This window comes from Paenibacillus sp. 01T431, assembly GCF_056398625.1.
The window spans coordinates 350953-376026 of record NZ_JBFTPT010000003.1 but is presented as its reverse complement, the minus strand read 5'-3'; the positions used below and the strand labels follow the sequence as shown (position 1 = coordinate 376026).

Below are 25074 nucleotides of genomic sequence, written 5' to 3'. Positions count from 1 at the left end.
TGATATGAATTATGATTGATGCTATTTTTGAAGAGCAGCAAAACATAAAGGCACCCCAGAAGTTAAACAACCTCAGGGGTGCCTCCGTATATGAACAAATGAATTTACTTCACAACAGCGCCGTTTGGCATATTGTCAGGAACCGTTGCAAGTGTAAGCTGATCGCCATGTGATGCTGCAAGAATCATTCCTTGCGACATTTCGCCGCGCAGCTTAACCGGCTTCAAGTTTGTAACGCAAATAACTTTGCGTCCAACCATTTGCTCCGGAGTGTAAAACTTAGCAATGCCGGAAACAACCTGCCGCTGCTCATAACCTAGATCCAATTGAAGCTTCAGCAGTTTATCTGCTTTGAGGACTGGCTCTGCAGAAATAACCTGAGCAACGCGTAGCTCTACCTTTGCAAAGTCATCAATTGCAATTTCTTCCTTGCTCTCAGGTGCAGCCTGTGGTGCTTCATCCGCTGCCTTCGCAGCACTTGGCTGCTCAGCTGGCTGCTCTGTCTGTGTACCGCCGCTCATTGCTGCTGCGATAAAAGCAGACTCCTCTGCCGTATCGAGGCGTGGGAACAATGGTGTGCCCTTGTTTACTCTCGTTCCACCCGGCAGCGAACCGAATTGCTTCGTGCTCTCCCAGGAAGTTAGTTCACCCTGCTCAAGCCCAAGCTGCTTCCACATTTCCCTTGGAGAATGCGTTAAGAACGGCTGCAGCAGAATCGATACGATTCGCAGCGATTCCGCCAAATGATGCATAACGGATGCTAGCTGTCCATTTTTGGACTCATCTTTAGCAAGCGTCCATGGCTGTGTCTCGTCGATATATTTGTTCGTGCGGCTTACAAGCTGCCAAAGGGATGACAGCGCCACGGAAAACTCCATATTTTCAAGCGCTGACTCTACCTGAACGATCGTTTCACTCGCAAGCTTCTGCAACGATTCATCAAATTCGGTTACGCTGCCTGCAAATGGCGGGATTACACCGTCAAAGTATTTATCGATCATCGCTATCGTTCGGTTAAGCAGATTACCAAGATCGTTCGCCAAATCGAAGTTAATTCGTTCAACGAAATTTTCAGGCGTAAATGTTCCGTCTGCGCCAAACGGCACTTCGCGGAGCAAATAATAACGAAGCGCGTCCAGTCCGTAACGATCGATCAGCATAACTGGATCGACAACATTGCCTTTGGATTTTGACATTTTGCCATCCTTCATCAGAAGCCAGCCATGTGCAAACACCTTCTTAGGCAGCGGCAAATCGAGCGCCATCAGCATGATTGGCCAATAAATCGTATGGAATCGAACAATTTCTTTTCCGACCAAATGTACGTCAGCCGGCCAGAAATCACGATATTTCTGATCATCGCCTTCATTTCCGTAGCCTAATGCCGTGATATAGTTGGAAAGCGCATCAATCCACACGTAAATGACATGTTTAGCGTCTCCAGGCACTTTAATACCCCAATCAAACGTTGTACGCGATACAGCCAAATCCTCAAGGCCCGGCTTAATGAAGTTGTTGATCATCTCATTCTTGCGTGATTCCGGTTGAATGAAATCTGGATTGTCTTCATAATATTTGAGCAAACGATCAGCATAATTGCTCATGCGGAAGAAGTAGCTTTCTTCTTTTACAAGCTCAACCGCACGTCCGCAGTCTGGGCATTTGCCGTCAACCAGCTGACGCTCGAGGAAAAACGACTCACAAGGCGTACAGTACCAGCCTTCATACGTGCCTTTATAAATATCGTCCTGTTTGAGCAGCTGAGCAAAAATTTTCTCAACGACAACCTTATGACGATCCTCCGTCGTACGAATGAAATCATCATTGGAGATTTCCAGCTTCGCCCACAGATCTTTAATGCCTACAACGATATCATCAACAAATTGCTGCGGGGTTTGGTCCTTTTCCTTTGCTTTGCGTTCAATTTTCTGTCCATGCTCATCTGTACCCGTCAAATACCATACATCATAGCCGCGCAGACGTTTATAACGTGCCATTGCGTCACCAGCCACCGTCGTGTAGGCATGTCCAATGTGAAGCTTATCGCTCGGATAATAAATCGGCGTTGTAATATAAAACGTATTTTTTTTCGTCATTTTTACTCCTCCTATTGCATTAGTCTAAAAAAACGCAAAAAACTCCCGTCCATCATGGGACGAGAGTTTGAACTCACGCGGTACCACCCAAATTTCAATCCGGAAATGAGCGGTTAAACCGCCACTTCAAGAAAGCTTCGTGTGCCGCCTGCATGGCGGCTTGCGCCGTTAACGCCAGCTTCGCGTCGCTCCCTTACCCAGCCCTGCCGCTGAAGCTCGAAAGCGAATCCTCCCGGACCATTTTCCAATGGAGTCCCTTACCGGCTTGCACCATGTTTCCCGGCTCTCTGAAAAGGTTCTGCTATTGTACTTATCCATTCCTCGGACATATAAATAAAACCAAAACTTATTTTACCACTTATAAATCAAAATATACCCAAATAGAGCCCTCTCTGTCAAGGAGCATCTATGTTGCTGTCTTTTGCAGGCGGAACGGGATCATAACCACCAGCATTAAAGGGATGGCACCTGGCAATTCGCTTCATAGCAAGCCACGAGCCCTTAGCCGCTCCATGCTTCTCGATCGCTTCGAGCGCATACATCGAACATGTCGGATAGAAACGGCAAGATGGCGGGGTCAAAGGTGAAATCACTTTGCGATAAAAGAGGATCGGAGCTTGAGTCACTCTTCGCATTACCCGTTTCTCTGACATTAGGCCTCGCTAACTGCTGACTCGTCTTGTATGCAGTCTTTGCAATATCCGAACACCTCGAATTTGTGTTTCACAACTCGAAAATCATCAGGAACATTCGTTTGCTCCATTGGGCAGAAGGTAATGGGATAAGTCATCCCGCACTGCAGGCAAATCATATGATGATGATGTTCATTCTCTCTGCAATGCAGCTTGAACTTACCGCCATCCTCAAAAATAACCTGCTCCAGCACACCGAGTTCTTCCATCACTCGCAAATTGCGATATACGGTATCAAAGCTTAATCCCGTATACGATTTCCCCATATATTCATAGACTTCCTTCGGAGCCAAATAACCCTGTGTCTCAGAAAAAAGCTTTGCGAGCGTTTTCCTTTGATCCGTTATTCTCAATCCTTGACTAGACATGCGTCGTATAATGTCTTCCATCGTATGCATATGTCGAACCTCCGGACTAAAAATAGTTTATCTCCATAATGACGAACAAACTTAAAACGGCTAAAGCCGCCTATGGAGGCTTAGCATTCGTTTCGCGGAGAATGATATAAGTCCATTATAAGCAATAAAACTTATAAAGTCTTATATTTAAAAAAAGCTCTCGTCAATGAGAGCCTCCATTTAACCATTTAATCTCATGTTGATTATAAAGCTAGCTGACATCGCTACAAATAACAAGATACTAATAATGCCAACCAGCTTCCGCCTAGTATTGAGCTTATTAATTAACGCGGAATCATTGGAAAGCCGTTTCGATTCCGAGTACGAGCGATGCATAAACATATAACTGATAATGGAAACGACGAACAGCATGTTAATAAAAAACCATATAATTGTCCAGGTCAAGCCCTTACCTCCGGTCGTGATCAGCTATAAAAAATTATAGATACCACTTATTTAATATGTACATGAAGACTACAAAACTCACGACCGCTCCTGCAAAACTAAACCAGCCTGTACGAAATTTTTGCTGAAACATCCGCAGGATACCAAAGCTCAGCAAACCGAAAATAAGCATTAAAAAAACGATTCCAAGTATAAATAACGAAGCAGAAACACTGCTTACATCGACTAAGGACACTGAACACACTCCCTTTTTACTAATATGTACATGTTCATTAGACATTATAAGGGATAGCGAAGCCTTTAGCCAGCTGTAATACCTGTCGATTTCGTGACAAAAAGAGCACATCTCATCTAGATTTGTGCCCTTCCTGTTCCTCCATACGTTAACTACCAGCGAATAATCGCTTCATGATAGGTACGATTGGTTGGCCTCTTCTGAAGCTTCACGTGCATAAAATTGTCTTTCACTAATGTTTTGCACACCTTTGGCTTCACAAACTTAGGCAGCTTGATCGTCTCCGGCTTACCGCTCGGCAGTCCATCCAGGCGCAGCCGATCTTCCCTTACGAACAACCGCAGCTGCTCTTTATCAAAGCCTTCCGGCAATGTAATCTTCACATTCAAAAAATGACGTGTTTCAGAAAAGGCGGCTGAGCCTCCTCCAATCATAACACCAGCCGCTTCGGGCAGTGCTTTGGTCATCATTTTACGCACATATTGCTCTACCCAAGCCGGTTCGCGCAGCAGCTCAAAGCCTTTCGGCATCTGCTGCTTCTCCATCCACCGTTCCATATCATCCCATTTAGATGCCACAGCAAACACCCGCCTTCCAGCACTCCTACCAGCATATGCGCCTTGAGGGATTCAGGATACTTTCTGGATAGTAACCTCTGGGCGAATGCCGCATAAGCTATACCATAAACATTCCATTTATCAAAAATCATCTATACAAAGGGAGGATGCTCATGCCAGCTGTCGTAGGTTTTGTCAAAATTGTTAGCGTTGGCTCCGGCTCCATTATTCAATTTGGAGACGCCCTGGAAGTGTCGCCAAATAGCACTTCCAAGACGTATGCGGGATCAGGATCATTCCTAACCGGAAGCTTAACGAACTCAAATAACGCTGTCAGCGCAACAAACACCCTTGATCCGGATGTGCAAGATAGCTCGAATAATGATGTGAGTGCAATATGAGCCTGACCATTCATCAGCAAATTACAATTCATCAGCTACGTGTCGACAGCATATCGAACAGCTCCGTCCTGCAGGTCGGCAGTGCCGGATCCATACGTTCATTGTCACAGCTCTATAATTCGGGCGGGTTCACTGAGCCTGCTCCAGAGTTATCCTCAGATAATCCGCTTTCCTTCGTCCCACTGCCTAACCCTAATTAAGCGGAAATTAGAACTCATTACGAGTAGGAGGTGCAAGTATCATGCAGCAAAACAATCCACTTTCCCCGTGGCAAATATGGTCACTTGAAGTACAAAATAAGCTTAACGAGCATAGTGAGCGGCTGGATGCACTTGAAGCAAAGGTCAACGCTTTATGTGAACAAGTAAAGCAGCTCGAAGCGCGCCCTACTTACCATATAGACGGCATTCAATATCATTTTGATCAATTGAAAGTTGAGAAGCTGGACGGCACACTGAATATCGGGATGACCGCGCCAGGCATCGGAGATGATTCTATCCCTGGAAGCATTGAACAGATGACCGTATCAAATACGCCCGCTTTCCCAACTACAGCCTCTCCTACACCGCCGCAAAATGGGCTATACAATGATATTTATGCTGGGATGACTCGCTATTTGGACATGGAAGCTCAGCAAAAGCTGCTTTCCTACGAAAACGAGCTCCAAATTCCACTAGATCCTTATCATCGACAAATTATTATAAATGATGTCCGCAAACAAGTTCCTGCTCGCATTCAGTACTATATGCAAAAAACAGATCGAGGCAGCGATGCTCAACCAGCCGCGATTGACAACAATGCAGTCACAGCTACCGTTCTGTCCAAAACAAAAAGGGATGCCGACGCTGCATTGCTCGCATATATGCGAGAGCTGCAAAACAACTCCCCATCTACCGGAGGAATGTCATAATGCTGTATTTTAAAGTCGTTAATCATCTGCTTAGTGTTGGTCAAATTGAAGTGCTCGGCGTATCCAGTGCCTCGATGTTGCAAGTTGGGGACACCGATAACGTAAACTTATATTCGATGTTCGATACACCGCCTGAATCTGTCATCGTTGGACCGATTGCTCCATTTCCGCTTCCGGAAGAAGAGTCTAGCGGCACTTTTGGGGGAAGCTAGGTGGCATCATGAATCGAATCAATGATCAATCTATCAATACCTTTCATGTTCGAACCGCAACTGTTGGGTTCTTACGTATAATAACCGTTGGTCAAGCAGGTATTGTACAGCTTGGTGATCGCGCTGTGACCAACGCCAAGCTTCGAGCACTAGCGGTGCAGCGGAAAGAAGATCATCTGACTTCAGGCAAAGTTTTTTTTGAATCCTATGAGCTTTTTTCACGCCCGCTGCCCGTTATCAGTGAACCGGAATTTGATAATGCTGGTGGTATTGAGCTGTTTCGAACCAATTGTGCGCCGAATATTACAGTCGGATACATACAAGTCATTGCATCCGGCTCAGCAGCGAGCATTCAGATCGGCAACGGAGTGACTCTGAACGGAGAATCACGAATCAAGCATATTCGGCAGTACCCCCGTCAAAATTCCGCTCTCTCTCAAGGTTGAGCAAATAAAGTCCGCTATGGCACTGTATGCCTGCGGACTTTTTCTTGTCTTTTCTATGCCAATTGAAAAATATGCACAAGCAGCAATCCGAGCCCGGCTAGCAGCACAGAGCCAATGAATCCCGCAATAAATGGTTTTTTCCCAAGCTTCTTAAATACGACAAAATCGACGCCGAGACCAAGTCCTGCCATTGCCATTGCAATAAGAAAATAAGCGGCGACAATCAGATTCGCAGTAGCTGCGGCAGGAATTATGCCTAACGTATTAACTCCGCTCATGGCAAGAAATCCAACGATAAACCATGGAATCGGCAATTGCGTTAAGCTTATTTTTTGTGTTTTATTGGCTTTGCGGCCATTCCAAATTCCAATAATAATCGCGACAGGGACAAGCAGCGCTACGCGAGTCATCTTTACAATAACAGCCAAATCAATCGCTTCTTGTCCTCCAGGTGCCGCAGCAGCAATAACATGCGCAATTTCATGCAATGTTGCACCCGAGAAGATCCCATAACCTGCGTTGCTTAAATCAAGCACGGGGTACAATACGGTATAGGCTAGAGTAAATAGCGTTCCTAAAATAGCAACTGTTGTCGCACTCACTGCTGTTTCATTTGGACTTGCCTTCAATTGTGGAGCTATCGCTACAACAGCTGCTGCACCGCAAATAGCTGTACCGCAGGCTGTGAGAAGGCCTAAATTTTTATCTATTTTCATCCATTTGCTTATTCCATAAACAACAAATATCGTAAAAACAATGTTAATAACGGCAAGCACAAATACCTTTGGCCCTGCATGTAAAATATCAATTAGATTCAGGCGAAGCCCCAGCAAAATAATTCCGAATCGCAGCAGTTTTTTGCTTGAAAACGTTATGCCGCTCGTCGCTTGCACTGGCAAGCCTATCCATGCACGACAGGCTATCCCTAATAAAATAGCGACAACCAGCTGACCCATAACGTTAAAAAAAGGAAGCATTGCGATTCCTTTCGCTGCCATTGCTATACCCATCGTATACGCTAATCCTTGTATAAAACCAAAACCATTATTCGAATGTCGAATAAAAACATTTTTTATAATCATCGATTTCACCTCTGCATCTTGTGTTTAGCAAGTGTACCCGTTGCATTCACTATAAGGCTCGGAGCAGACAAAGTGAAATACCTATTCCCTATCCTTATCATCAGGAATCCTAATGGTTGAATTGCCATTCATTCGTTTTTTCCTTATAGTTACGTTATATTCAAGAAAATCGCAATCAATAATGAGGGATAATGATGATCATTGAGGTACTTCGAGTATTCGTTACCGTAACCGAGCAAAGTCATTTTTCAAGAGCTGCAGATCTATTGAATATTTCTCAGCCAGGGGTAAGCCTGCATATTCGAAATTTAGAAAATGAACTTGGAGCGAAGCTGCTGCATCGCTCTCCTAAGCAGGTTCGGCTTACCGAAGCTGGTGACATTATGTACCAACGGGCGAAGCAAATTTTATCTTTATATGAGGAAGCGAAGCAGGACATACAGCTTTTGCAGGATAAAGTGACGGGCAGCTTGCAGATTGGAGCCAGCTTTACGATTGGTGAATATGTTCTCCCAAGCAGGCTTGCTGAATTTGCTGTTCAATATCCGCTTGTTACTATCCAAACAACAATCGGGAATACGGAGGAAATTGTTCAAGCAGTGCGTTCCAACGAACTGGATATTGGTCTCATTGAAGGCGATGCAAGCGCGTCAGATTTAATCGTTACGCCTTACATGAAGGATGAAATGATTCTGATCGCTCCTTCTACACATCCGCTCGCAGCGGAGCGCTTCATTGATGCCGAAATGCTGCAAAACCAAGTATGGGTACTGAGAGAAGTCGGCTCTGGCACTCGCGCTTTTAGCGACCAGTTCATACGTGATGCGCAAATAACCCAAAAACGCTCTTACATTTTTAATAGCAGCCAAAGTGTCAAACAATCTGTTGTATCCGGTTTAGGAATAGCTATGCTGTCACGCTGGGTCGTAAAGAAGGAATTAGAATCGGGAGAATTGATCCAGCTTCGGTTGAGCAAACAGCGTTTCGAACGTGATTTTTCTATTATCCGACATAAAGAAGGAGCAGCTACAATGGCTGTATCCATGCTGCTGCAACGGCTTCTAACCCTTAATGAATAAACAGTGTGAACAAGCCGTCTATTCCTATTAGGCGATCCTCGACTGTGCATGCTGATTAGCGCATATATATTAAGCAACGACAGTTGCAAAGGATGATTGCGCCACATGGATATGAAACGAATCCGCGCAAGGATAGATGCAATGACGGAAGAGCTTATTCACCAGCAGTCGCAGGACGGCGCATGGCGGATGTGCTTCGATTCTGGGACGATGACGGATAGTTATTTAATCATTTTGCTGCGCCTGCTAGGCAGAGCTGATGAGCGTTTGATTCACATGCTTGCAGCTCGAATTGCCTCAAAACAAGAGGAAAACGGTGCTTGGAAGGTTTATCCTGACGAGTCTGAGGGCAATTTGGACGCAACGTCTGAGGCTTATTTTGCACTGCTTTATGCAGGTTACTACTATGAAGCTGATCCGCGTATGATAAGTGCGAAGCAATTTATTCTGAAGCGCGGCGGTTTATCCGAGGTTAGATCCTTGCTCACGCAGGTTATCTTTGCCGCAACAGGTCAAGCGGAATGGCCGCGTATGCTGCGCATTCCGCTTGAAGCTTTTTTCTCCGATCTCGGAATCGGCCTTGATCTATTCTCACTCTCTGGTCATGCGCGTGTCCACCTTGTACCGACTATCATTATGGCAAACAAACAATTTGTCCGCAAAACGAGTACAATGCCCGAGCTTTATCAGCTATTTGTTAACGACTCGCGCAAATTTTCGAATGATACGACCTGGATATCTGCGTTGAATGAATTTATATCCAGCTTGCCTTTATCCAGTCTGCTTCCACCCAGCTCCTCAACGTCGTATGAGAAGGCTGAAGCCTTTATGTTCGAGAGACTTGAGCCAAATGGAACACTTCTAACCTTCTCTACTGCAACAATATTGATGATTTTATCTTTGCTTTCGCTGGGCTACTCCACGGATTCACCCGCCGTAAATCGATTATTGGCAGGTATACTTTCAGTCATGTGTGTCGACAGGCCTCATCTTCAAGTCGCATCTGCTGAAGTTTGGGACACCTCCATGCTGACTTACGCGCTGCGTGAAGCAGGAGCCTCTCCAAGCATGCCTGCCCTCGAGAAAGCTGGGGTTTATTTGTTAGCAAGGCAGCAGGTTCGTTTAGGAGATTGGACTAGACGTTTGCCGAATACACCTGCAGGAGGCTGGGGATTCTCCAACGTAAATACGCTTTATCCAGACGTCGATGACAGCGCTGCTGTTCTGCGGGCAATTCGGCCTTTCACTACCGAAGCAAATGGCTTACACGCCAACTGGCAACGAGGTTTAAACTGGGTGCTGGCGATGCGAAACGAAGATGGCGGCTGGCCTGCGTTCGAACGCGAAGGCAACCAGCTGCCAGCCAGCTTCTTTACTTTTGAAGGCTCCTCTGACATTTCTACCGATCCTTCTACTGTCGACTTAACCGGCCGTGTACTTGGTTTTTTAGGGGATGAGCTGGACATGACAATCGGCCATCGCTGGCTGGATGATAGTGTGCAATGGGTGCTCTCCCAGCAAATGAGGGATGGTAGCTGGTACGGTCGCTGGGGTATTGCCTATACGCATGGGACAGGTGCTGCAATAAAAGGAATGACAGCAGTTGGGGTGCCAGACGACCATCCCGCCATTCAGAAGGGAATCAAGTGGCTGCTATCTATTCAAAATGAAGACGGCGGCTGGGGCGAGTCCTGCTTGAGCGACAAAGTAAAGAATTATGTCCCGCTCCATGCTAGCACCCCCTCTCAAACCGCATGGGCGCTCGACGCATTAATCGCAGTTTATGCAAAACCTAATGCCGCAATGGAAAGAGGCGTAGAAGCATTGCTCCAATCGCTTGAGCGACGAGATTGGACCTACACCTATCCAACAGGAGCAGCTCTTCCAGGCAGCGTGTATGTTCATTATCCGAGCAACAACTATATATGGCCGCTGCTTACGCTGTCGTCGATTTTGAAGAAATACGGCACCTAATACGAATACGACTTTAAAATAAAAACAGCCGGCATAGCTGCTCGGCTGTTTTTGCGATATGAATTAAACATATTTTTGTTGAAAAGCTGCAATATTTGCGTATTCCTCTGTTAATAAACGAGAAACTCGGATGTAGATCCGCATGAGCTCGGCATAAATTTCGGCATTTTGTTTATTGGGCAAATGAAAATGCGAACCTCCTACCATATCCGCAACGACGTCCAGTGAATCCACCTCGCCCAAGCTGTATAACCCCAGAATAACCGCGCCAAGACAAGAGCTTTCAATACTCTCAGGCACATGCAATTCTTGATCAAATATGTCAGCCATCATCTGGCGCCAAAGCTCTGACCTCGCAAACCCTCCTGTTGCTTGAATTTGAGTAGGTTTGCCTGTCAATTCTTCAAGTGCCATGAGTACGCTATATAAATTATAAATGACTCCTTCTAACGCTGCGCGAACTAAATGCTCTTTCTTATGATGAAGTCCCAGCCCAAAATATGAACCACGCGCATTCGCATCCCAAAGCGGAGCACGTTCGCCTGACAAATAAGGATGGAAAATAAGACCCTCAGAACCCGGTTTCGCCTTCGCAGCGAGCTCCGTTAGCAGCTCATAGGGATCGATACCTCTTTCTTTAGCCGTAATAACTTCTTCCGTACCGATCTGATCGCGAACCCAGCGAAAAATCATTCCTCCGTTATTCACTGGTCCCCCGATAACCCAGTGCTTCTCAGTTAAAGCATAGCAAAAAATACGGCCCTTCGGATCAGTTACAGGCTTGTCCGTTACCGCTCGTATAGCACCGCTCGTACCGATTGTAACGGCAACTACGCCAGGCTTAATCGCATTGACACCCAAATTGGAGAGTACGCCATCACTAGCGCCTACTATAAATGGTGTGTTTGGCTGCAAATTCATCAGCTTCGCAAACTGCTCTTCCAACCCCTCCAGCTTATACGTTGTCGGCACAAGCTCCGAAAGCCGATCTGCCGTAACGCCAGCAACACGAAGCGCTTCCTCATCCCATTGCAAATTGTTCAAATGGAACAGGCCTGTTGCTGATGCAATCGAATAATCGATGACATAACGTCCGAACAGCTTGAAGAAAACGTACTCTTTTATCGAAATAAATTTGTATGTACGATCGAATAACTCCTTATGATCATGACGCAGCCAGGTAAGCTTGGATAACGGAGACATCGGATGAATGGGAGTGCCTGTACGCAAATAGATTTCATGGCCATTCCATTCATTTTTAATTTTATTCGTCCATTCGATACTCCGATTGTCTGCCCAAGTTATGCACCTTGATATTGGCGTCCCTTGTTGATCCACAGCGATCACGCTATGCATTGCCGAACTGAATGAAACACATAAAATATCTTCTTGCTGCACGTTGCTTTTCGCAACAGCTTGACCAATAGTGCCTAACACAGCATTAAAAATTTCATCCGGGTCCTGCTCCGCAATAGCTGGCGAAGGAGAATGCAGCGGATATTCAATACCATGGCTTGCGACTATGACACCTTTGGCCGTAAAGAGTACTGCCTTCGTGCTTGTCGTTCCTATATCAACACCGATAACATATTTTGTACTCATCCTTGTACCTCCGCATACAATTGCCAAAACAACATCTGGCTTTATAATCGTTTACCCTGTAATTGCTACAATATCGTTATTACAGCAATTATTCAACCCGTTTCTATACGAATGAACTGCATGTGATCGATAGATTGAGAAGTAATAATTGTTTTATTCAGCGATTCTCTCTCGTAAAAATAGAACAAAAAAGAACCTGAATGCGAGATTACTGCACTCAGGTTCTTCTTTTCATTTCGCTTCCAGTTATGAAAACTTTAAAGTAAACCGTTAGCCTCCGCTTCCAGACGAAGACGTTTATATTTCTCTGCATATTTGCTCACGCTGTGTACGACGGTTGCATGCGACCAAGTTAGCGGCGCTACTGATAGCGGCGTTCCGTCGTAAGGATTAAGCTGCTCCGGCAGCAATCCGCTTTGCAGTGCATGATCAGATACCCATTGCAGCGTACTGCGCGGGCTTTCCAGCTCTTGAAGCGTTTTGGCGGAATCAATCTCGAAGTTAGCTACCCATAGCGTACAAATAATCCAAGGGTTTCCTGGAACCTTGTCAATTTCACCTGTTTGCTGGAAATAATAATCGTTCGTGTAACGGGCGATGCCTCCGATATGGGTTTTGACCTGCAGCCCTTCCTTAATGGCATGCATCGTCTGCACGACACGATAATCATCAACAGGAAGCACGCCAAATTCCAGAACGCCAAACAAGCTGCTCTCGAGCGTCATATCCTTCACCCAGCGATTATCCTTCTGAATAAGTCCTCTGGCGAATCGGCCGGTTTCTTCATCCCACAAATTAGTTACAATGCCATGTTTAATTGTTTCTGCTGTGCTTTTGTAAAGATCGCTGCGCTCATAATCGCCAAATAGATCTGTGAAAAACGATGCAGCCATTAAACCGCCATATACAGATGCGGCGGTATACGTCCAGATGCCGTAGCGCTCCTCCCACAAGTCATAGCTCGGTTTCGGCAGTGACAAGGAAGGCTCCATGTACGAGGTCAAAAAAGTAGCAGCCTTGCGAATCAGGTTGCTATATAAGGACTGCGGCAGCTCAATCACTTGATTCCGCGAGTAATCCTTCCACAATGCGAATAACACGAGTGCGGTTTCATCCTCTTGAATAGGCAATCTTCTGCTGCCCTGCACGATATACGGATGCCAGCTTGAGCCTACTGTTCCATCTGGATTGTATTTGTGATACAAATACCCTTCAGGCGACAATGCCTGTGCGCAAAAATGGAAAAAAGGAGCTATTACACTCTGATACCCTGCCATAGACATCGCATCTGCAATAAGAGCGCCGTCACGCGGCCACATATAGCTGTAATGGTCTCGATTGTATTGCAGGATATCCGTATCGTTGGCAGCTAATATAGCGCCTCTTTCATCCACCTGTGTTCTTACGAGAAGCAAGCTTTGTTTGAACATCTTCACCACATCATGCGGCAGATCACCAAGGTCTGATTCTGCTCGGCGAAGCCAGTGCTTCCAGTAAATAACCATCCGGCTAAGCAGCTTCTCCGGATGATTCTCCTGAACATACTGGTTCAGCTCTTTGACTTCCTCAAGATTTTGGCCGATTGACATCCAATAATAAATGGTTTTTTCGCTGTTTGGAGCAACGACTGTTCGGAAGCTGATCGTGCTGTCAACGGAACCCTGGGCAATCGAATTGCCCATAAGCACGCCGTCCTCCGCGTCACGCCATGTTCCTTCAGCGGACTGGAACCTCTTGATTCCTGTAGAATACTGCGTCATGCCGCCTTCATCTGAGAAACCGTTGAACATAAAGTAATTATTGCGTTTGTAGTGATACAGCGTGTGATTTTCAGGATAATAAACAGCGGTATCTCCAACCTCTGTCCCGTCGATCATCAAGTCCTGATGGAAAAACAAGCGTACTTCTTTTGTATCATTCGTTTTATTACGAATGACTACCCGTTTGATATAAATGCATTCCCGCTGATGAATCCCGTCGTTCATATAAAGCTCGATGCCTAAACCATCGTGCTTAGCCGTAATATTCGTAACCAAAGAATCCTCAATATAATCTAGATCAAACTTCCATCCCGGCTCATCCAGCCAGCTAAAGGCACCTTCTACCCATACGCCTAAGCGGCAATATTGTCCGCCTACGTGATTTAACTGCCCAACGAATGGATAATAAATATCCCGAATAAAACAATGTTGATCCAAATTAAGGAGCATCTTACCGTTGCCGATTACAAGATGACGGGCCATGATTCTTCGTTCTCCTTTCGATGCGCTAAAAGTTGTGAGTAAACGGATATATAGGCTTTGGCAGACCGATTCCAGCTGTAATCCTCGTTGCTGCCATTACTCACGATTTGCTTCCAGACTTCCTGATTACGATAAAGAGCCAGCGCTCTGCGCACGGTATTCATATAGTCGTGCGCATTGTAATTCGTAAAGCTGAAGCCGTTACCTTCGCCAGTATATTCGTTATAGGCTTGTACCGTGTCCTTTAGTCCTCCTGTCTCGCGGACAATCGGGACGGAACGATAGCGCAGCGCAAGAAGTTGACTCAAGCCGCATGGCTCGAATTGCGAAGGCATGGCGAACATGTCCGAGCCTGCATAAATTCGGCGCGCTAGTCTATCATCATAACCGATCCATACAGCAACCTTACCCGGATGACGAGAAGCGGCATCATTGAAAAATTGCTCATATTGCCAATCACCCGCACCTAATATTACAAATTGCACGTCTTCTTGGAGCAGTTCTTCAAATGTTGCCGTGATTAAATCAAAGCCCTTTTGCTCCACCAATCTTGAAACGATTCCGATAAGCGGTATATCTTCGGACTGATGGAGCCCTAGCTCACGCTGGAGCTCCACTTTATTTTTTCTTTTGCGATTCAAGGCATTTCGGAAAGGAATGGCAATAGCTTCGTCATTCATCGGATCAAACAGCTCATCATCAATGCCATTCACAATCCCGATTAAATCGCCTGAACGATACCGGAGCAGAGAATCCAGCCTCTCGCCGAAATAATCGGTTTGAATTTCTTGAGCATACGTACCGCTCACAGTCGTCAGCTTGTCGGCATACACGAGGCCGCCTTTCATACAGCTGCCTGCTCCATGAAACTCCAAGCTGTCCTCCAGAAACATATCATCACCGGCTCCAAGCAAATCCTTCAGGAGATCAATTCCAAATAAACCTTGATATTTTAAATTGTGAATCGTAAATACGGATTTGGTATACGCCCAAGCCGGATCATAATAATATCTTGTCTTTAGGAGAAACGGAATGAGTCCCGTTTGCCAATCGTGGCAATGAACGATATCTGGATGGAATTCCATATACCGTACCGCTTCCATCACAGCAAAGCAGAAGAATACAAACCTTTCCGCATCATCCCCGTAACCATAAAGCCCATCTCTTTTAAAATAAAACTCGTTATCGATTAAATAATAAGTAATGCCGTCAAACTCCGCTCTAAGCAAACCGCAATATTGATTGCGCCAGCCAAACGACACGTTAAAATGAGTAACAAGCTCAAACTGCCCGATAAGTGCAGCAGGAATTTGTGCATATTTCGGCAAAACGACTCTGGTATCAACGCCCCGCTTATTCAGCGCCTTGGGGAGCGCCCCTGCAACGTCGGCGAGACCGCCAGTCTTCGCAAGCGGTACAGCTTCTGAGGTTGCGAACAAAATGTTCATAGGATTCTCCTTTCTCATGGACGCCGCATCAGCAATGCATGAACCCAACTGGAATCTGATTTTATTTTCCGATCGTGGTAAATTGCATTTTTTCGCGGCAAATAAAAGCTTGAATTGGATGACCGTAATGATTGCTTATATTAAATAATTTTCCGTTTTCCTGCTAAGAATGGCGAGCTTGCCGCTCCCCTAATATCACGATCCGCTTCAACGCGAACGTCTTTGTCCAAAATACTGTGCTGTAAAAAGCTATTTTCTCCGATAACGCCATTTTGCATAACGATGCTATTGCTTACGATAGCGCCCTTCTGTACATGTACGCCGCGGAAAATTATGCTGTTCACTACGGTACCCTCAATACGGCAGCCGTTTGCAATTAACGAATTCGTAACTTTGGAATTACCCAAATACCGGGCAGGAGGCTCATCCTTAACCTTCGTAAATATGGAACCCGGCTGATAAAATAGTTCCTTCCAAACATCCGGATCTAATAAATTCATATTATTGCGATAATAGCTGCTAAGCGTATTAACTACACCCAAATATCCCTCATACATATACCCATATACATTAAGCTGATTCAGCCTAGAGAATATCGCGTGGCGAACCAGATGATCCTGGCCTTGAGCAAGCGAGGTCTCTACTAGTTCCATCAGCAGCTCTTTGCGCATAACGTACATTTCCATAGAATTGATGTCACTAGACATCCGGCCATAGTGATCCTGAATGGCGGTGATTCTGCCTTCGTCATTCAACTTCACTTTACGAGCTTTGCCCATTAATATATCAGCCTGCTGCTTGCACACAACGGTGATGTCAGCTTCCCGCTCCAAATGAAAATCGATAACCTTCTCGAAATCGATATTGCAAACCATGTGGCTGCGTGTAATGACAACATAGTCGAGTGATGACCGATTAAAATAATCACGCTGTTGATAGAAATGGTACAAATCTCCACGGCTAATTTCTTGAATGTCGTCAGTTGCTGGCGGGAGCACAAATAATCCGCTTTGACGATGCTGCAAATCCCAATGTTTTCCTGAACCCAAATGATCCATAAGTGAGCGGTATTTCGTATGCGCAAAAACGGCAACCTTGGAGATTCCGGAGTTAACCATGCTCGACAGTACAAAATCAATCAATCGATATCTCGCGCCAAAGGGGACAGTAGCAAGGCAGCGGCTTTGTGTTAAATGCTCCAGCTCGTCAGTTTCATGAATTAAATTGATGACGCCCATGACTTTATGCTTCATGAGTGCTCCACCTCCTGCAGCAAATGTTCGTTCGTCACATATTGATCCACTGCTATAACGGTAATGGCATCATCATCTGGGCTTCCAATCGTTACACCCGCTTGAATGACGGCTCCTTCGCCAATAATCGCTCTATAAATGCGTGCGCCTTCACCTATTCTTACATTAGGCATGACGACTGATTCCGTAATGACTGTGTTTTTGGCTGCTTTAACGCCGTAGAACAATACCGAGCGATCAACAACCCCTTCAATCATGCACCCTTCTGTTATTAAAGAAGAAGAAACCTGTGCACCTGCGCCAATATGTTGTGCTGGCTGATTTGGACTTACCGAATAAATGCGCCAATCGGCATCGGCAAGCTCAAGCGGAGGCTCATCAGCAAGTAAATCCATATTCGCTTCCCATAAACTCTCGATTGTACCAACATCTTTCCAATAGCCCTTAAACGGATATGAATGCAGCCGTTTCCCGTCTCTCATCATGGCTGGAATAAGATCCTTGCCAAAATCGTGACTGGAGCTGCGGCTTGCTTCATCATAAATCAAATACTTTTGGAGCTCAGACCATGTGAAAATATATACGCCCATGGAAGCGATGTTGCTAGTCGGGTTTTTCGGTTTTTCCTCAAAAGCCGTAATTCGATCCTCATCATCGATGTGCATAACACCAAAACGGCTTGCTTCTTTCCAATCTACCTCTATCCCGGCAATCGTCACGTCTGCTCCTGAACGCTTATGATGCTGGAGCATTAAATCATAATCCATTTTGTAAATGTGGTCTCCTGAAATGATAAGTACATACTCAGGATTGTAAGGTTCAATAAAGGACATATTTTGATAAATTGCATTTGCCGTGCCTTTATACCATACGCCGCCTTTTTGTTTCATAAATGGCGGCAAAATGGTCATGCCGCCATCACGGCGGTCAAGTCCCCATGGACTGCCAATGCCAAGATAACGATTGAGCTCCAGCGGTTGATATTGCGTTAGTACGCCCACAGTGTCAATTCCCGAGTGTGCGCAATTGCTTAACGTAAAATCAATTATTCTGTATTTACCGCCAAAATAGACTGCAGGCTTAGCTAAATCCTTTGTTAGCACGCCCAGCCTTTTCCCTTCGCCTCCTGCAAGCAGCATAGCGATCATTTCTTTTCGGCCCATGGACACCAACTCCCTCTCAAATTGTGTTCCCCGGATCTAAGCTGAAGATCTGGAATGTCAGGGGGGGTAAGTGAAGCGTAATGCTTTGATTGTGACCGTGCCAAGCGACGTTTTCACTGGTGTAGCCTTGTTGTGCCTGTGTTACCGTTCCGCCATATGGCTTCTCATTGCTATTTATTAAAGAGCTGTAGAAACCTGGCTCTGGAACACCAATACGGAACTGTTTATAATCGTTCCTAGAAAAATTAGCAATAACAACGGAGAAATCAGTATTTCCGCGGCGGATAAAGGATATGACAGATTGTGCTGCATTATGAACATCAATCCATTCGAAGCAATCCGCCTGGCTGTCTCTCTCCCATAATGAAGGCTGATCAGTATAGATATGATTAAGAGCTTTCACATAATGGTGCATGCTGCGATGCAGATCATATTCGAGCAGCATCCAATCCAGCATATCGGCGTCCTTCCATTCATCGAACTGCCCCCATTCACTGCCCATAAACAACAGCTTTTTACCAGGATGCGTAATCCAATAGCCGTAGAACAAACGTAATTGTGCGAATTTCTCTTCGTAGCTTCCAGGCATTTTGTTTAGCAGAGAACGTTTGCCGTGAACAACTTCGTCGTGCGATAGAGGCAATACATAGTTTTCCGAAAAAGCATAAAGGAGTGAAAATGTAATGAGATGGTGATGATGCGAACGTTCAGCCGGATCCAGTGCCATATAACGCAGCATATCGTTCATCCAGCCCATATTCCATTTAAAATTAAATCCGAGGCCGCCTTTGTAGGTTGGTGATGTAACAGCTGGCCATGCGGAAGAATCTTCTGCGAGCATCAAAGTATCGGGGTAATAATGAAACACAGTTTCATTAAGCTTCTTAAGGAAGCGGAGAGCATCTAGGTTGTCTGGGCCGCCTAGGTAGTTGTATGTATGCATTTCCGGCGGTTTGTCCATGTGTAAATTGATCATGCTGGCGACAGCATCAACACGCAACCCATCAATGTGAAATAAGTCCATCCAGTAAATGGCATTTGAAATAAGAAAGCTGACAACTTCTTTTTTCTCGAAATCGAAGGCAAGCGTCCCCCAGAGCGGCTTCTCCGCTCGATTGGGATCTGCTCCTTCAAAAATAGGTGTACCGTCAAAAAGTCGCAACCCATGATCATCTTTGCAGAAATGACCGGGAACCCAATCCAAAATAACACCGAGTCCATGTTGATGGCATTTATCTACAAATCGCATCAGCTGCTTCGGAGATCCGTATCGACTCGTCGCTGCATAAAAGCCCGTAATCTGATAGCCCCAAGATTGATCTAGAGGATGCTCAGACAGCGGCATAAGCTCGATATGCGTATAACCCATTTCAGCTGTATACGGGATCAAGTCATCTGCTAATTCCTCGTACGTGTAATAATCCTCTTTGCCTTTAATTTTCCACGAACCTGCATGCACCTCATAAATGAGCAGCGGATTCGTGTATGGAGGAAGCTCGCGCTTCTTCTCCTGCCACTTTGCATCATCCCATTTGTAGCCGTCTAAATCCGATACAATGGATGCCGTTCCTGGCCGCCGCTCTGCAAAAAAAGCGTACGGATCAGCTTTTCTAATGATTTTGCCTTCTATGGTTACAATCTCATACTTGTATAATTCGCCTTCACCAATGCCAGGGACAAACAAGCTGTAAACGCCAGTCGTTCCGATTCTTGCCATTGCATGACGATTGCCAATCCATTTATTGAATTTGCCAATAACCCGAACCTCAGCTGCGTTTGGTGCCCAAACCGTAAATCGAACACCTTTTTTACCATCCAATTGAACACGGTGCGCACCCATAAAACGGTAGCTGTGATAAGAACTTCCTTCGTTGAATAAATAGAGATCCTTCATGGATAATCCGATAGGCGCCGTTTGAACCATTCTTGGTTTCACCCCCTGTTGGATGATTAATTACAAGTACTTTAATCATCTAAACACGAATCACTTTATCCACATTATACATGGTTTTGAAAAAAAACACAGTCGTTTTCATAGATTTCGACAATAATAATTAATCTGTGTTAGATTACGTAACATCAATCTTTTTCAGGACTCAGCGTTCGCTGTATGTAATAATGTTTAGCACAAAAACCTTTCGTTTTTGAGAGTTGAGTACATTTAATCCATTTGCAATTTGTAACTTGTTTCACTCTGCGCGGTCTTACAATGGAAGGATCACCGTGACGCAGCAAACGTTGATGGTGCATTGCACATAAATCTTTGGCTTTGATCGGCTTCGTACAGTTTTCAATGATGCAATGGTTCATATTCTGTCTCCCCTGTGTGTTAGCCTGCTGCTCTTTTTTTCCATTGAGGCTGTCTGCTTTCATATTATCGGGAAACCGAATGAGAATAAAGCCTGCTGGCGGAGTGTTACAGGTGATTTTGATTCAACTTATGACTATTTGCACCATAAAGGTATCGTTTCAGCGATCAAGTTTAATTAATTAAACTTATGAAACACTTTTGAAACATAATACGAAATGCCAAATTCATTGACTTGTTTGTTTAGAACGACTATTTTATACTTTTATTTGATTATAGGGTCGTGGAATGGGTTTAAGAGGAGTGTTTCGTATTGTCGGTTTACAATCATATTTTTCAAATCATGAATCAGCCTATGCTGCTAATGAGTCAAAATGAAATAGAGGTGCGCATAGAGGACGCGAACCAAGCTTTCCTTAGGTTATGCGGTTATACGCTAAAAGAGCTGCAATCCAAAAAAAGCAGCTATTTGCTTCATAAATACAAGATCAACATTTCAAGGCAAGTGATGAGAAGCGAAGTTAATATTTACACCAAATCGAAACGAAAAATCTCTGTACGCATTGACCTGCAGCCTTTGCCAAGGAGCATTGATAATAAACTTCTTTATGCCTTCATTATATTCGAAGATCTATCACCATACAATTGGATTGAACAGCAAGCAGAAAGAAATAAAGTGTTGATCAGCGGAATTATTGATAGACATCATCATGTGCGTTTTCTAAGAGACAGGCTTGCTCCCTTTCAAATTGAGCCTAACCAGCAAATGCAGGACGAAACCCTGCTGCAATTTATTGCGGAAACGGATCATGGTAAAATTTTAAAAATAATACAAGAGGCTCACCTGCAAAAAAAAGAGCGGAGTATTACGATTAAGACAAGCAAGCTAAGCGGGATCGAGTTTGAGTTGTCCGTTTCGTTTACACCTATTATTGACGGATTTGGCGACGTGCTTGAGTTTGCATTCGTCATCTGGGATCTGCGTCCTGTCGATGATTGTATCGAAGCTTCGATGAAACTGCGCATATGGATGGCCAAAAGAGATATAACCGTCGGTTATCTATCCTCATCAACCGGTATTTCCATTCAAACCATTTCCAAGCTCCGCAACGGGAAAATATTGAAGCCCCAAAGACTTACAGCAGAGCTGGTAGCTTCGGAGCTTCAAGTGGATGTTCATGATATTTGGTCAGAGATTAGAAAATAAGGTTATCTGATGAACGGCGTGAGCTCTCCCGTATGGGAAATATGGAGCTCATGCATCGCTCTCGTACACGCCGTGTAAAACAGCTTTCTTTCGCTTTCGCGTGAATAGATCTCGTTGCTAGCATTGCTAATGACAACTGCATCAAACTCGACGCCCTTGGCTAAATAAGTAGGAATCACAATAATTCCTTTTTCAAACGTAACGGTTTCCTTTTCTACAAGGCGGAGCTTAGGAAAGTATGGCTGCAAAGACGCATGCATGCGTTTGCTTTCTTCCGCCGTTTTACATATGACCGCAATCGATTGATAACCGCCCAGCAGCAGCTGATTCATTCGTTCCTGCATGCCCTCTATGAGCTGCATTTCGCTATCCGCTTTAGTGATTGTTGGCTCTGCGCCATCTCGGTTGAAGGCCTCTATTTGATCACCGCCTTCAATCATTCGACTCGTGAATGACACAATCGGCTTCGTCGAGCGATAGCTTCTTGTTAAAATGATCTTCTCCGTCTCCTCCTCGCTATACAGCTCTGATAACGGCTCGAAGCCATTACCTGTTACAGCGTGAGCAAATATGGACTGATTGAGATCACCCAGCACAGTCATTTTGCAGTTGGGAAAAATACGTTTTAAATAGTGATATTGAAAAGGTGAATAGTCCTGCGCTTCATCAATAAATAAATGTTTAACCAAGGTATTCGTTAGAAATCCTTCAAGCTTTTCTTTTAAATATAAATACGGAGTAGCATCCTCATAATATATCTCTTTCTGATTGAGCTTTGCAATCGTTTGCTCACTAATTTCATTCCATTTTTCAGGCAATTGATGATCGCTGTTTTTAAATCGCTCCAACATATTCGCATTATCCTCGAATAGTCGCTTATAAATCGCCGGCACATCCAAAAACAATAATTGCTTCACTCGTCTGCGCAGCTTCTTGAATTTTTTCTGCACAACCATCGCGGCTAAATAATCACGTTCAGCGTCAAAATCGTCAAATGTGTTTCCTGCAAAATGTTTTTTCCGTTCCAGATCTTCAAACGCCTTCGCATACGCCTCTTGATCCAGAAGCTCKATCTGTTCCTGAACCCAGTCCTGATCCCGTTCCTCGCGGCTTAACCGCGTCAGCTCTTTCAGTATCCATTCCGCCGTAAGGCGTATCCGGTTTCCAATGGAAGAAGAACGCTCCAAACTGTAAAACTGCTCCGAGATTGCTGCTGCAGAAATCAATTTTCGTCCCATAAACGTAATTGCTTTAAAAGCTAGCCCCTCTTGACCAAGCTCGGCTGCATAGTGATCAATCAAATGCATGAACGAATTGCTTGATTTATAAGTAATTCCAGCTATTCTCGCATCATAGCCTTGTTCATTAACCGCTGCGAGCGTATATTCCATTTGTGAGAATGGGTCCTCCAGGGCAAACGTTTGTCCTAGCCTGTGCTCGAGATATTGCTGATAGGTTGTTTGCTGCATATTTTGCTCGCCAAGCTCAGGCAATACGGTCGCTACATAACTGTTGAACATTGGGTTTGGAGAGAATAAAACGATTTGGTTCGCATTTAACCAGCCGCGATACCGATAAAGCAAATAGGCCACTCGTTGAAGCGCGGCTGACGTTTTTCCGCTGCCCGCAGCTCCTTGAACGATAAGAAGCCTTGCGCGCTCGTTGCGAATGATGCGATTTTGCTCGCGCTGAATCGTAGCTACAATGCTTTTCATTTGGGCATCAGACTGCTTGCCTAACACTTCCTGAAGCAGCTCATCCCCGATTGTGACACCTGTGTCGAACATACTGCGAATTTCAGCATCACGTATAATAAATTGACGCTTAAGCGACATTTCGCCCTTAATCGATCCGCTTGGTGTTTCGTACTGCACAGGACCCGGGCCATAATCATAATAAAGACTCGACACGGGAGCCCGCCAGTCATAGATAAGGTACTCATATCCGCTTTCATCCAGCAAGGAGCCTACACCTAAATAAATCGGCTCTGATTTGGACTGCCCCTCCTCCTGGAGATCAATTCGACCGAAGTATGGAGAATGCTCAAGCTTATAAAGTGTTTTAAGCTGTTCCTCAGCATGGCGATGGCTTCTTTCACGCTCTGAGAGTACCTCTGCTTGCTGCTTCATGCTGGCATGCGACTCTGCTGATTCCGCCGCATCCTCAAAATTTAGTGTTACATCATCCCAAAAATTACGTCGGAAATCAACGATATCCTCGCGTATGCCGCCAAGCTGATTGTTGAATTGTTCTATCCGAGTGCGGATGAGATCCGTCACGTCAATGACACGCTGCTGCTCTTGTTCCAATTGTTCGTTAGAATTAGTCACTTTACCACTCCTTAACTATTAGTAAGGTTAACCAAGTCTTTGGCATACCATGTTTTAAAACGTAACATCCATTTTACCATCTTCTGCCGCCTAAATGAAACAACAATCAAAAGTTATTGCTCCGCTCCTAAGAAGCGTTTATAATGACAAAGGCAGAAAAACAACTCAGAAGTCTTATCAGTCAAGCAATTCGCGGTTCGAAAACTCCCGCGTTATCAAAACTAGGAGGTAACAAGCAACATGTTTAATTTATGGTTTGGCGCGATCTTCATGCTCGTGCATTTTTCGTTATTTCTTCTTTCGTATCGTTTTTTTGGCCGGGTAGGCATTTACGCTTGGATAGGAATGGCTACCGTGTTAGCCAACATTCAAGTCGTCAAAACAATCGATATCCATGCCTTCGGCATGATTATTGCTATAACGCTTGGCAATACGATGTACGGAACTATCTACTTGGCGTCAGATCTTCTTAATGAAAAGTATGGCGAAAAAGCGGCCAAAAGAGCCGTTTGGTTCGGATTCTTCACGCTTATTACTTCGACCATTATTATGCAGATGGCGCTTCTTTTTAATCCGTTAAATGAAGAATTTCCTCTGCAGGTTCAAGGTGCTATGGAAACGTTATTCGGACTAATGCCAAGAATTGCACTAGCAAGCTTATGCGCTTATTTTGTGAGCCAATTTTTGGACGTCAAAATTTACTCCACTTTAAAACGTTTATGTCCGGCTCCTAATCAGCTCTGGATTCGTAATAATGGGAGTACTATGGTAAGTCAGCTAGTCGATACGTTCATATTTTGCACCATTGCTTTTGCAGGCGCACCAGGCTATAGCAGCAAGCTTTGGCTCTCTATTTTCTTATCGACTTATGTCATCAAATTTATCGTATCCCTTTGTTCGACACCATTCTTATATGCTGCAAGAAACTTTACCTTTAAAGAAGAAAAGGAAAGTCTTCCGGGCTGATGCCATCTGGACAAGCTCGTAACTTATGATTCATATAAGGTTGTAAAAGCGGGATGCCAACTGCCAG

At 44.8% G+C, this 25074-nt stretch carries 24 protein-coding genes; 9 read left to right on the top strand and 15 right to left on the bottom strand.

Annotated elements, in window-relative coordinates:
* Positions 1 to 104: 104 nt before the first annotated feature.
* From metG to AC1DM9_RS06795, 6 genes are all read right to left on the bottom strand, one after another.
* Positions 105 to 2096 (bottom strand): methionine--tRNA ligase, encoded by a 1992-nt coding sequence (gene metG, locus AC1DM9_RS06820; RefSeq protein ID WP_477579176.1) that lies wholly within the window; start codon positions 2094 to 2096, stop codon positions 105 to 107.
* A gap of 113 nt (positions 2097 to 2209) precedes the next feature.
* Positions 2210 to 2344: a hypothetical protein gene (locus AC1DM9_RS06815; protein ID WP_477579174.1), complete on the bottom strand. Its 135-nt coding sequence runs from the start codon at positions 2342 to 2344 to the stop codon at positions 2210 to 2212.
* A 147-nt stretch (positions 2345 to 2491) separates the two neighbouring features.
* Positions 2492 to 2731, bottom strand: coding sequence for a membrane protein insertion efficiency factor YidD (gene yidD / locus AC1DM9_RS06810; RefSeq protein ID WP_076267070.1), 240 nt, complete (start codon positions 2729 to 2731; stop codon positions 2492 to 2494).
* A gap of 17 nt (positions 2732 to 2748) precedes the next feature.
* Positions 2749 to 3186 carry a Fur family transcriptional regulator gene (locus tag AC1DM9_RS06805; RefSeq protein WP_076266931.1) on the bottom strand — a complete coding sequence of 146 codons (438 nt, stop codon included), beginning with the start codon at positions 3184 to 3186 and terminating at the stop codon, positions 2749 to 2751.
* 180 nt (positions 3187 to 3366) lie between these two features.
* Entirely contained in the window at positions 3367 to 3591 is a 225-nt protein-coding gene (locus AC1DM9_RS06800; protein WP_477579172.1) for a hypothetical protein, read from the bottom strand.
* A gap of 387 nt (positions 3592 to 3978) precedes the next feature.
* Positions 3979 to 4404 carry an Hsp20/alpha crystallin family protein gene (locus AC1DM9_RS06795; RefSeq protein ID WP_076266928.1) on the bottom strand — a complete coding sequence of 142 codons (426 nt, stop codon included), beginning with the start codon at positions 4402 to 4404 and terminating at the stop codon, positions 3979 to 3981.
* 152 nt (positions 4405 to 4556) lie between these two features.
* Between AC1DM9_RS06795 and AC1DM9_RS06790 the strand changes: the two genes are divergently transcribed.
* From AC1DM9_RS06790 to AC1DM9_RS06770, 5 genes are read left to right on the top strand one after another with little or no spacing between them, the layout of a single operon-like run.
* Positions 4557 to 4784 (top strand): spore germination protein, encoded by a 228-nt coding sequence (locus tag AC1DM9_RS06790; RefSeq protein ID WP_054024261.1) that lies wholly within the window; start codon positions 4557 to 4559, stop codon positions 4782 to 4784.
* Positions 4781 to 4984: a spore germination protein GerPB gene (locus AC1DM9_RS06785; RefSeq protein ID WP_441886115.1), complete on the top strand. Its 204-nt coding sequence runs from the start codon at positions 4781 to 4783 to the stop codon at positions 4982 to 4984. Before AC1DM9_RS06790 ends, AC1DM9_RS06785 begins: the two co-directional genes overlap by 4 nt.
* 41 nt (positions 4985 to 5025) lie before the next feature.
* Positions 5026 to 5694, top strand: coding sequence for a spore germination protein GerPC (gerPC, locus tag AC1DM9_RS06780; protein WP_477579170.1), 669 nt, complete (start codon positions 5026 to 5028; stop codon positions 5692 to 5694).
* The gene (locus AC1DM9_RS06775; RefSeq protein ID WP_144376705.1) at positions 5694 to 5906 is read left to right on the top strand and encodes a spore gernimation protein GerPD; all 213 of its coding nucleotides are present in this window, start codon (positions 5694 to 5696) and stop codon (positions 5904 to 5906) included. Before gerPC ends, AC1DM9_RS06775 begins: the two co-directional genes overlap by 1 nt.
* Positions 5907 to 5914: 8 nt before the next feature.
* The gene (locus AC1DM9_RS06770) at positions 5915 to 6352 is read left to right on the top strand and encodes a spore germination protein GerPE (protein WP_477510503.1); all 438 of its coding nucleotides are present in this window, start codon (positions 5915 to 5917) and stop codon (positions 6350 to 6352) included.
* A gap of 53 nt (positions 6353 to 6405) precedes the next feature.
* On the opposite strand, the gene AC1DM9_RS06765 is transcribed toward AC1DM9_RS06770, so the two are convergent.
* On the bottom strand, positions 6406 to 7428 hold the full coding sequence (locus AC1DM9_RS06765) for a YeiH family protein (protein ID WP_477579323.1): 1023 nt from the start codon (positions 7426 to 7428) through the stop codon (positions 6406 to 6408).
* Between the two features lie 200 nt (positions 7429 to 7628).
* Between AC1DM9_RS06765 and AC1DM9_RS06760 the strand changes: the two genes are divergently transcribed.
* On the top strand, positions 7629 to 8513 hold the full coding sequence (locus AC1DM9_RS06760; protein ID WP_477579321.1) for a LysR substrate-binding domain-containing protein: 885 nt from the start codon (positions 7629 to 7631) through the stop codon (positions 8511 to 8513).
* 105 nt (positions 8514 to 8618) lie between these two features.
* Entirely contained in the window at positions 8619 to 10487 is a 1869-nt protein-coding gene (locus AC1DM9_RS06755) for a squalene cyclase (RefSeq protein ID WP_477579167.1), read from the top strand.
* 63 nt (positions 10488 to 10550) lie between these two features.
* On the opposite strand, the gene gntK is transcribed toward AC1DM9_RS06755, so the two are convergent.
* From gntK to AC1DM9_RS06720, 7 genes are all read right to left on the bottom strand, one after another.
* A complete protein-coding gene (gene gntK / locus AC1DM9_RS06750; protein WP_477511386.1) occupies positions 10551 to 12089 on the bottom strand; it encodes a gluconokinase in 1539 nt (512 codons plus the stop codon).
* 257 nt (positions 12090 to 12346) lie between these two features.
* On the bottom strand, positions 12347 to 14332 hold the full coding sequence (locus tag AC1DM9_RS06745) for a glycoside hydrolase family 15 protein (RefSeq protein WP_339203406.1): 1986 nt from the start codon (positions 14330 to 14332) through the stop codon (positions 12347 to 12349).
* Positions 14314 to 15780 carry a glycogen synthase GlgA gene (gene glgA / locus AC1DM9_RS06740; RefSeq protein WP_477511385.1) on the bottom strand — a complete coding sequence of 489 codons (1467 nt, stop codon included), beginning with the start codon at positions 15778 to 15780 and terminating at the stop codon, positions 14314 to 14316. The genes AC1DM9_RS06745 and glgA overlap by 19 nt, the downstream gene beginning before the upstream one ends.
* A gap of 140 nt (positions 15781 to 15920) precedes the next feature.
* Positions 15921 to 17033 carry a glucose-1-phosphate adenylyltransferase subunit GlgD gene (gene glgD, locus AC1DM9_RS06735; protein ID WP_076266918.1) on the bottom strand — a complete coding sequence of 371 codons (1113 nt, stop codon included), beginning with the start codon at positions 17031 to 17033 and terminating at the stop codon, positions 15921 to 15923.
* Complete coding sequence (locus AC1DM9_RS06730; RefSeq protein WP_441886091.1) at positions 17030 to 18196, bottom strand: glucose-1-phosphate adenylyltransferase; 1167 nt, start codon at positions 18194 to 18196, stop codon at positions 17030 to 17032. Before AC1DM9_RS06730 ends, glgD begins: the two co-directional genes overlap by 4 nt.
* 16 nt (positions 18197 to 18212) lie before the next feature.
* Positions 18213 to 20120 (bottom strand): 1,4-alpha-glucan branching protein GlgB, encoded by a 1908-nt coding sequence (gene glgB, locus AC1DM9_RS06725; protein ID WP_477579164.1) that lies wholly within the window; start codon positions 20118 to 20120, stop codon positions 18213 to 18215.
* A 155-nt stretch (positions 20121 to 20275) separates the two neighbouring features.
* Positions 20276 to 20569, bottom strand: a complete 294-nt coding sequence (locus AC1DM9_RS06720; RefSeq protein WP_441886085.1) for a hypothetical protein — start codon at positions 20567 to 20569, stop codon at positions 20276 to 20278.
* Between the two features lie 248 nt (positions 20570 to 20817).
* Here AC1DM9_RS06720 and AC1DM9_RS06715 point away from each other — a divergent pair, with 248 nt between their 5' ends.
* Positions 20818 to 21711 (top strand): PAS domain-containing protein, encoded by an 894-nt coding sequence (locus tag AC1DM9_RS06715; RefSeq protein WP_477579161.1) that lies wholly within the window; start codon positions 20818 to 20820, stop codon positions 21709 to 21711.
* 2 nt (positions 21712 to 21713) lie between these two features.
* On the opposite strand, the gene helD is transcribed toward AC1DM9_RS06715, so the two are convergent.
* A complete protein-coding gene (gene helD, locus AC1DM9_RS06710) occupies positions 21714 to 24041 on the bottom strand; it encodes an RNA polymerase recycling motor HelD (protein ID WP_477579159.1) in 2328 nt (775 codons plus the stop codon).
* Positions 24042 to 24281: 240 nt separating this feature from the next.
* Between helD and AC1DM9_RS06705 the strand changes: the two genes are divergently transcribed.
* Positions 24282 to 25007, top strand: coding sequence for a queuosine precursor transporter (locus AC1DM9_RS06705; protein WP_339203415.1), 726 nt, complete (start codon positions 24282 to 24284; stop codon positions 25005 to 25007).
* Positions 25008 to 25074: the final 67 nt, after the last annotated feature.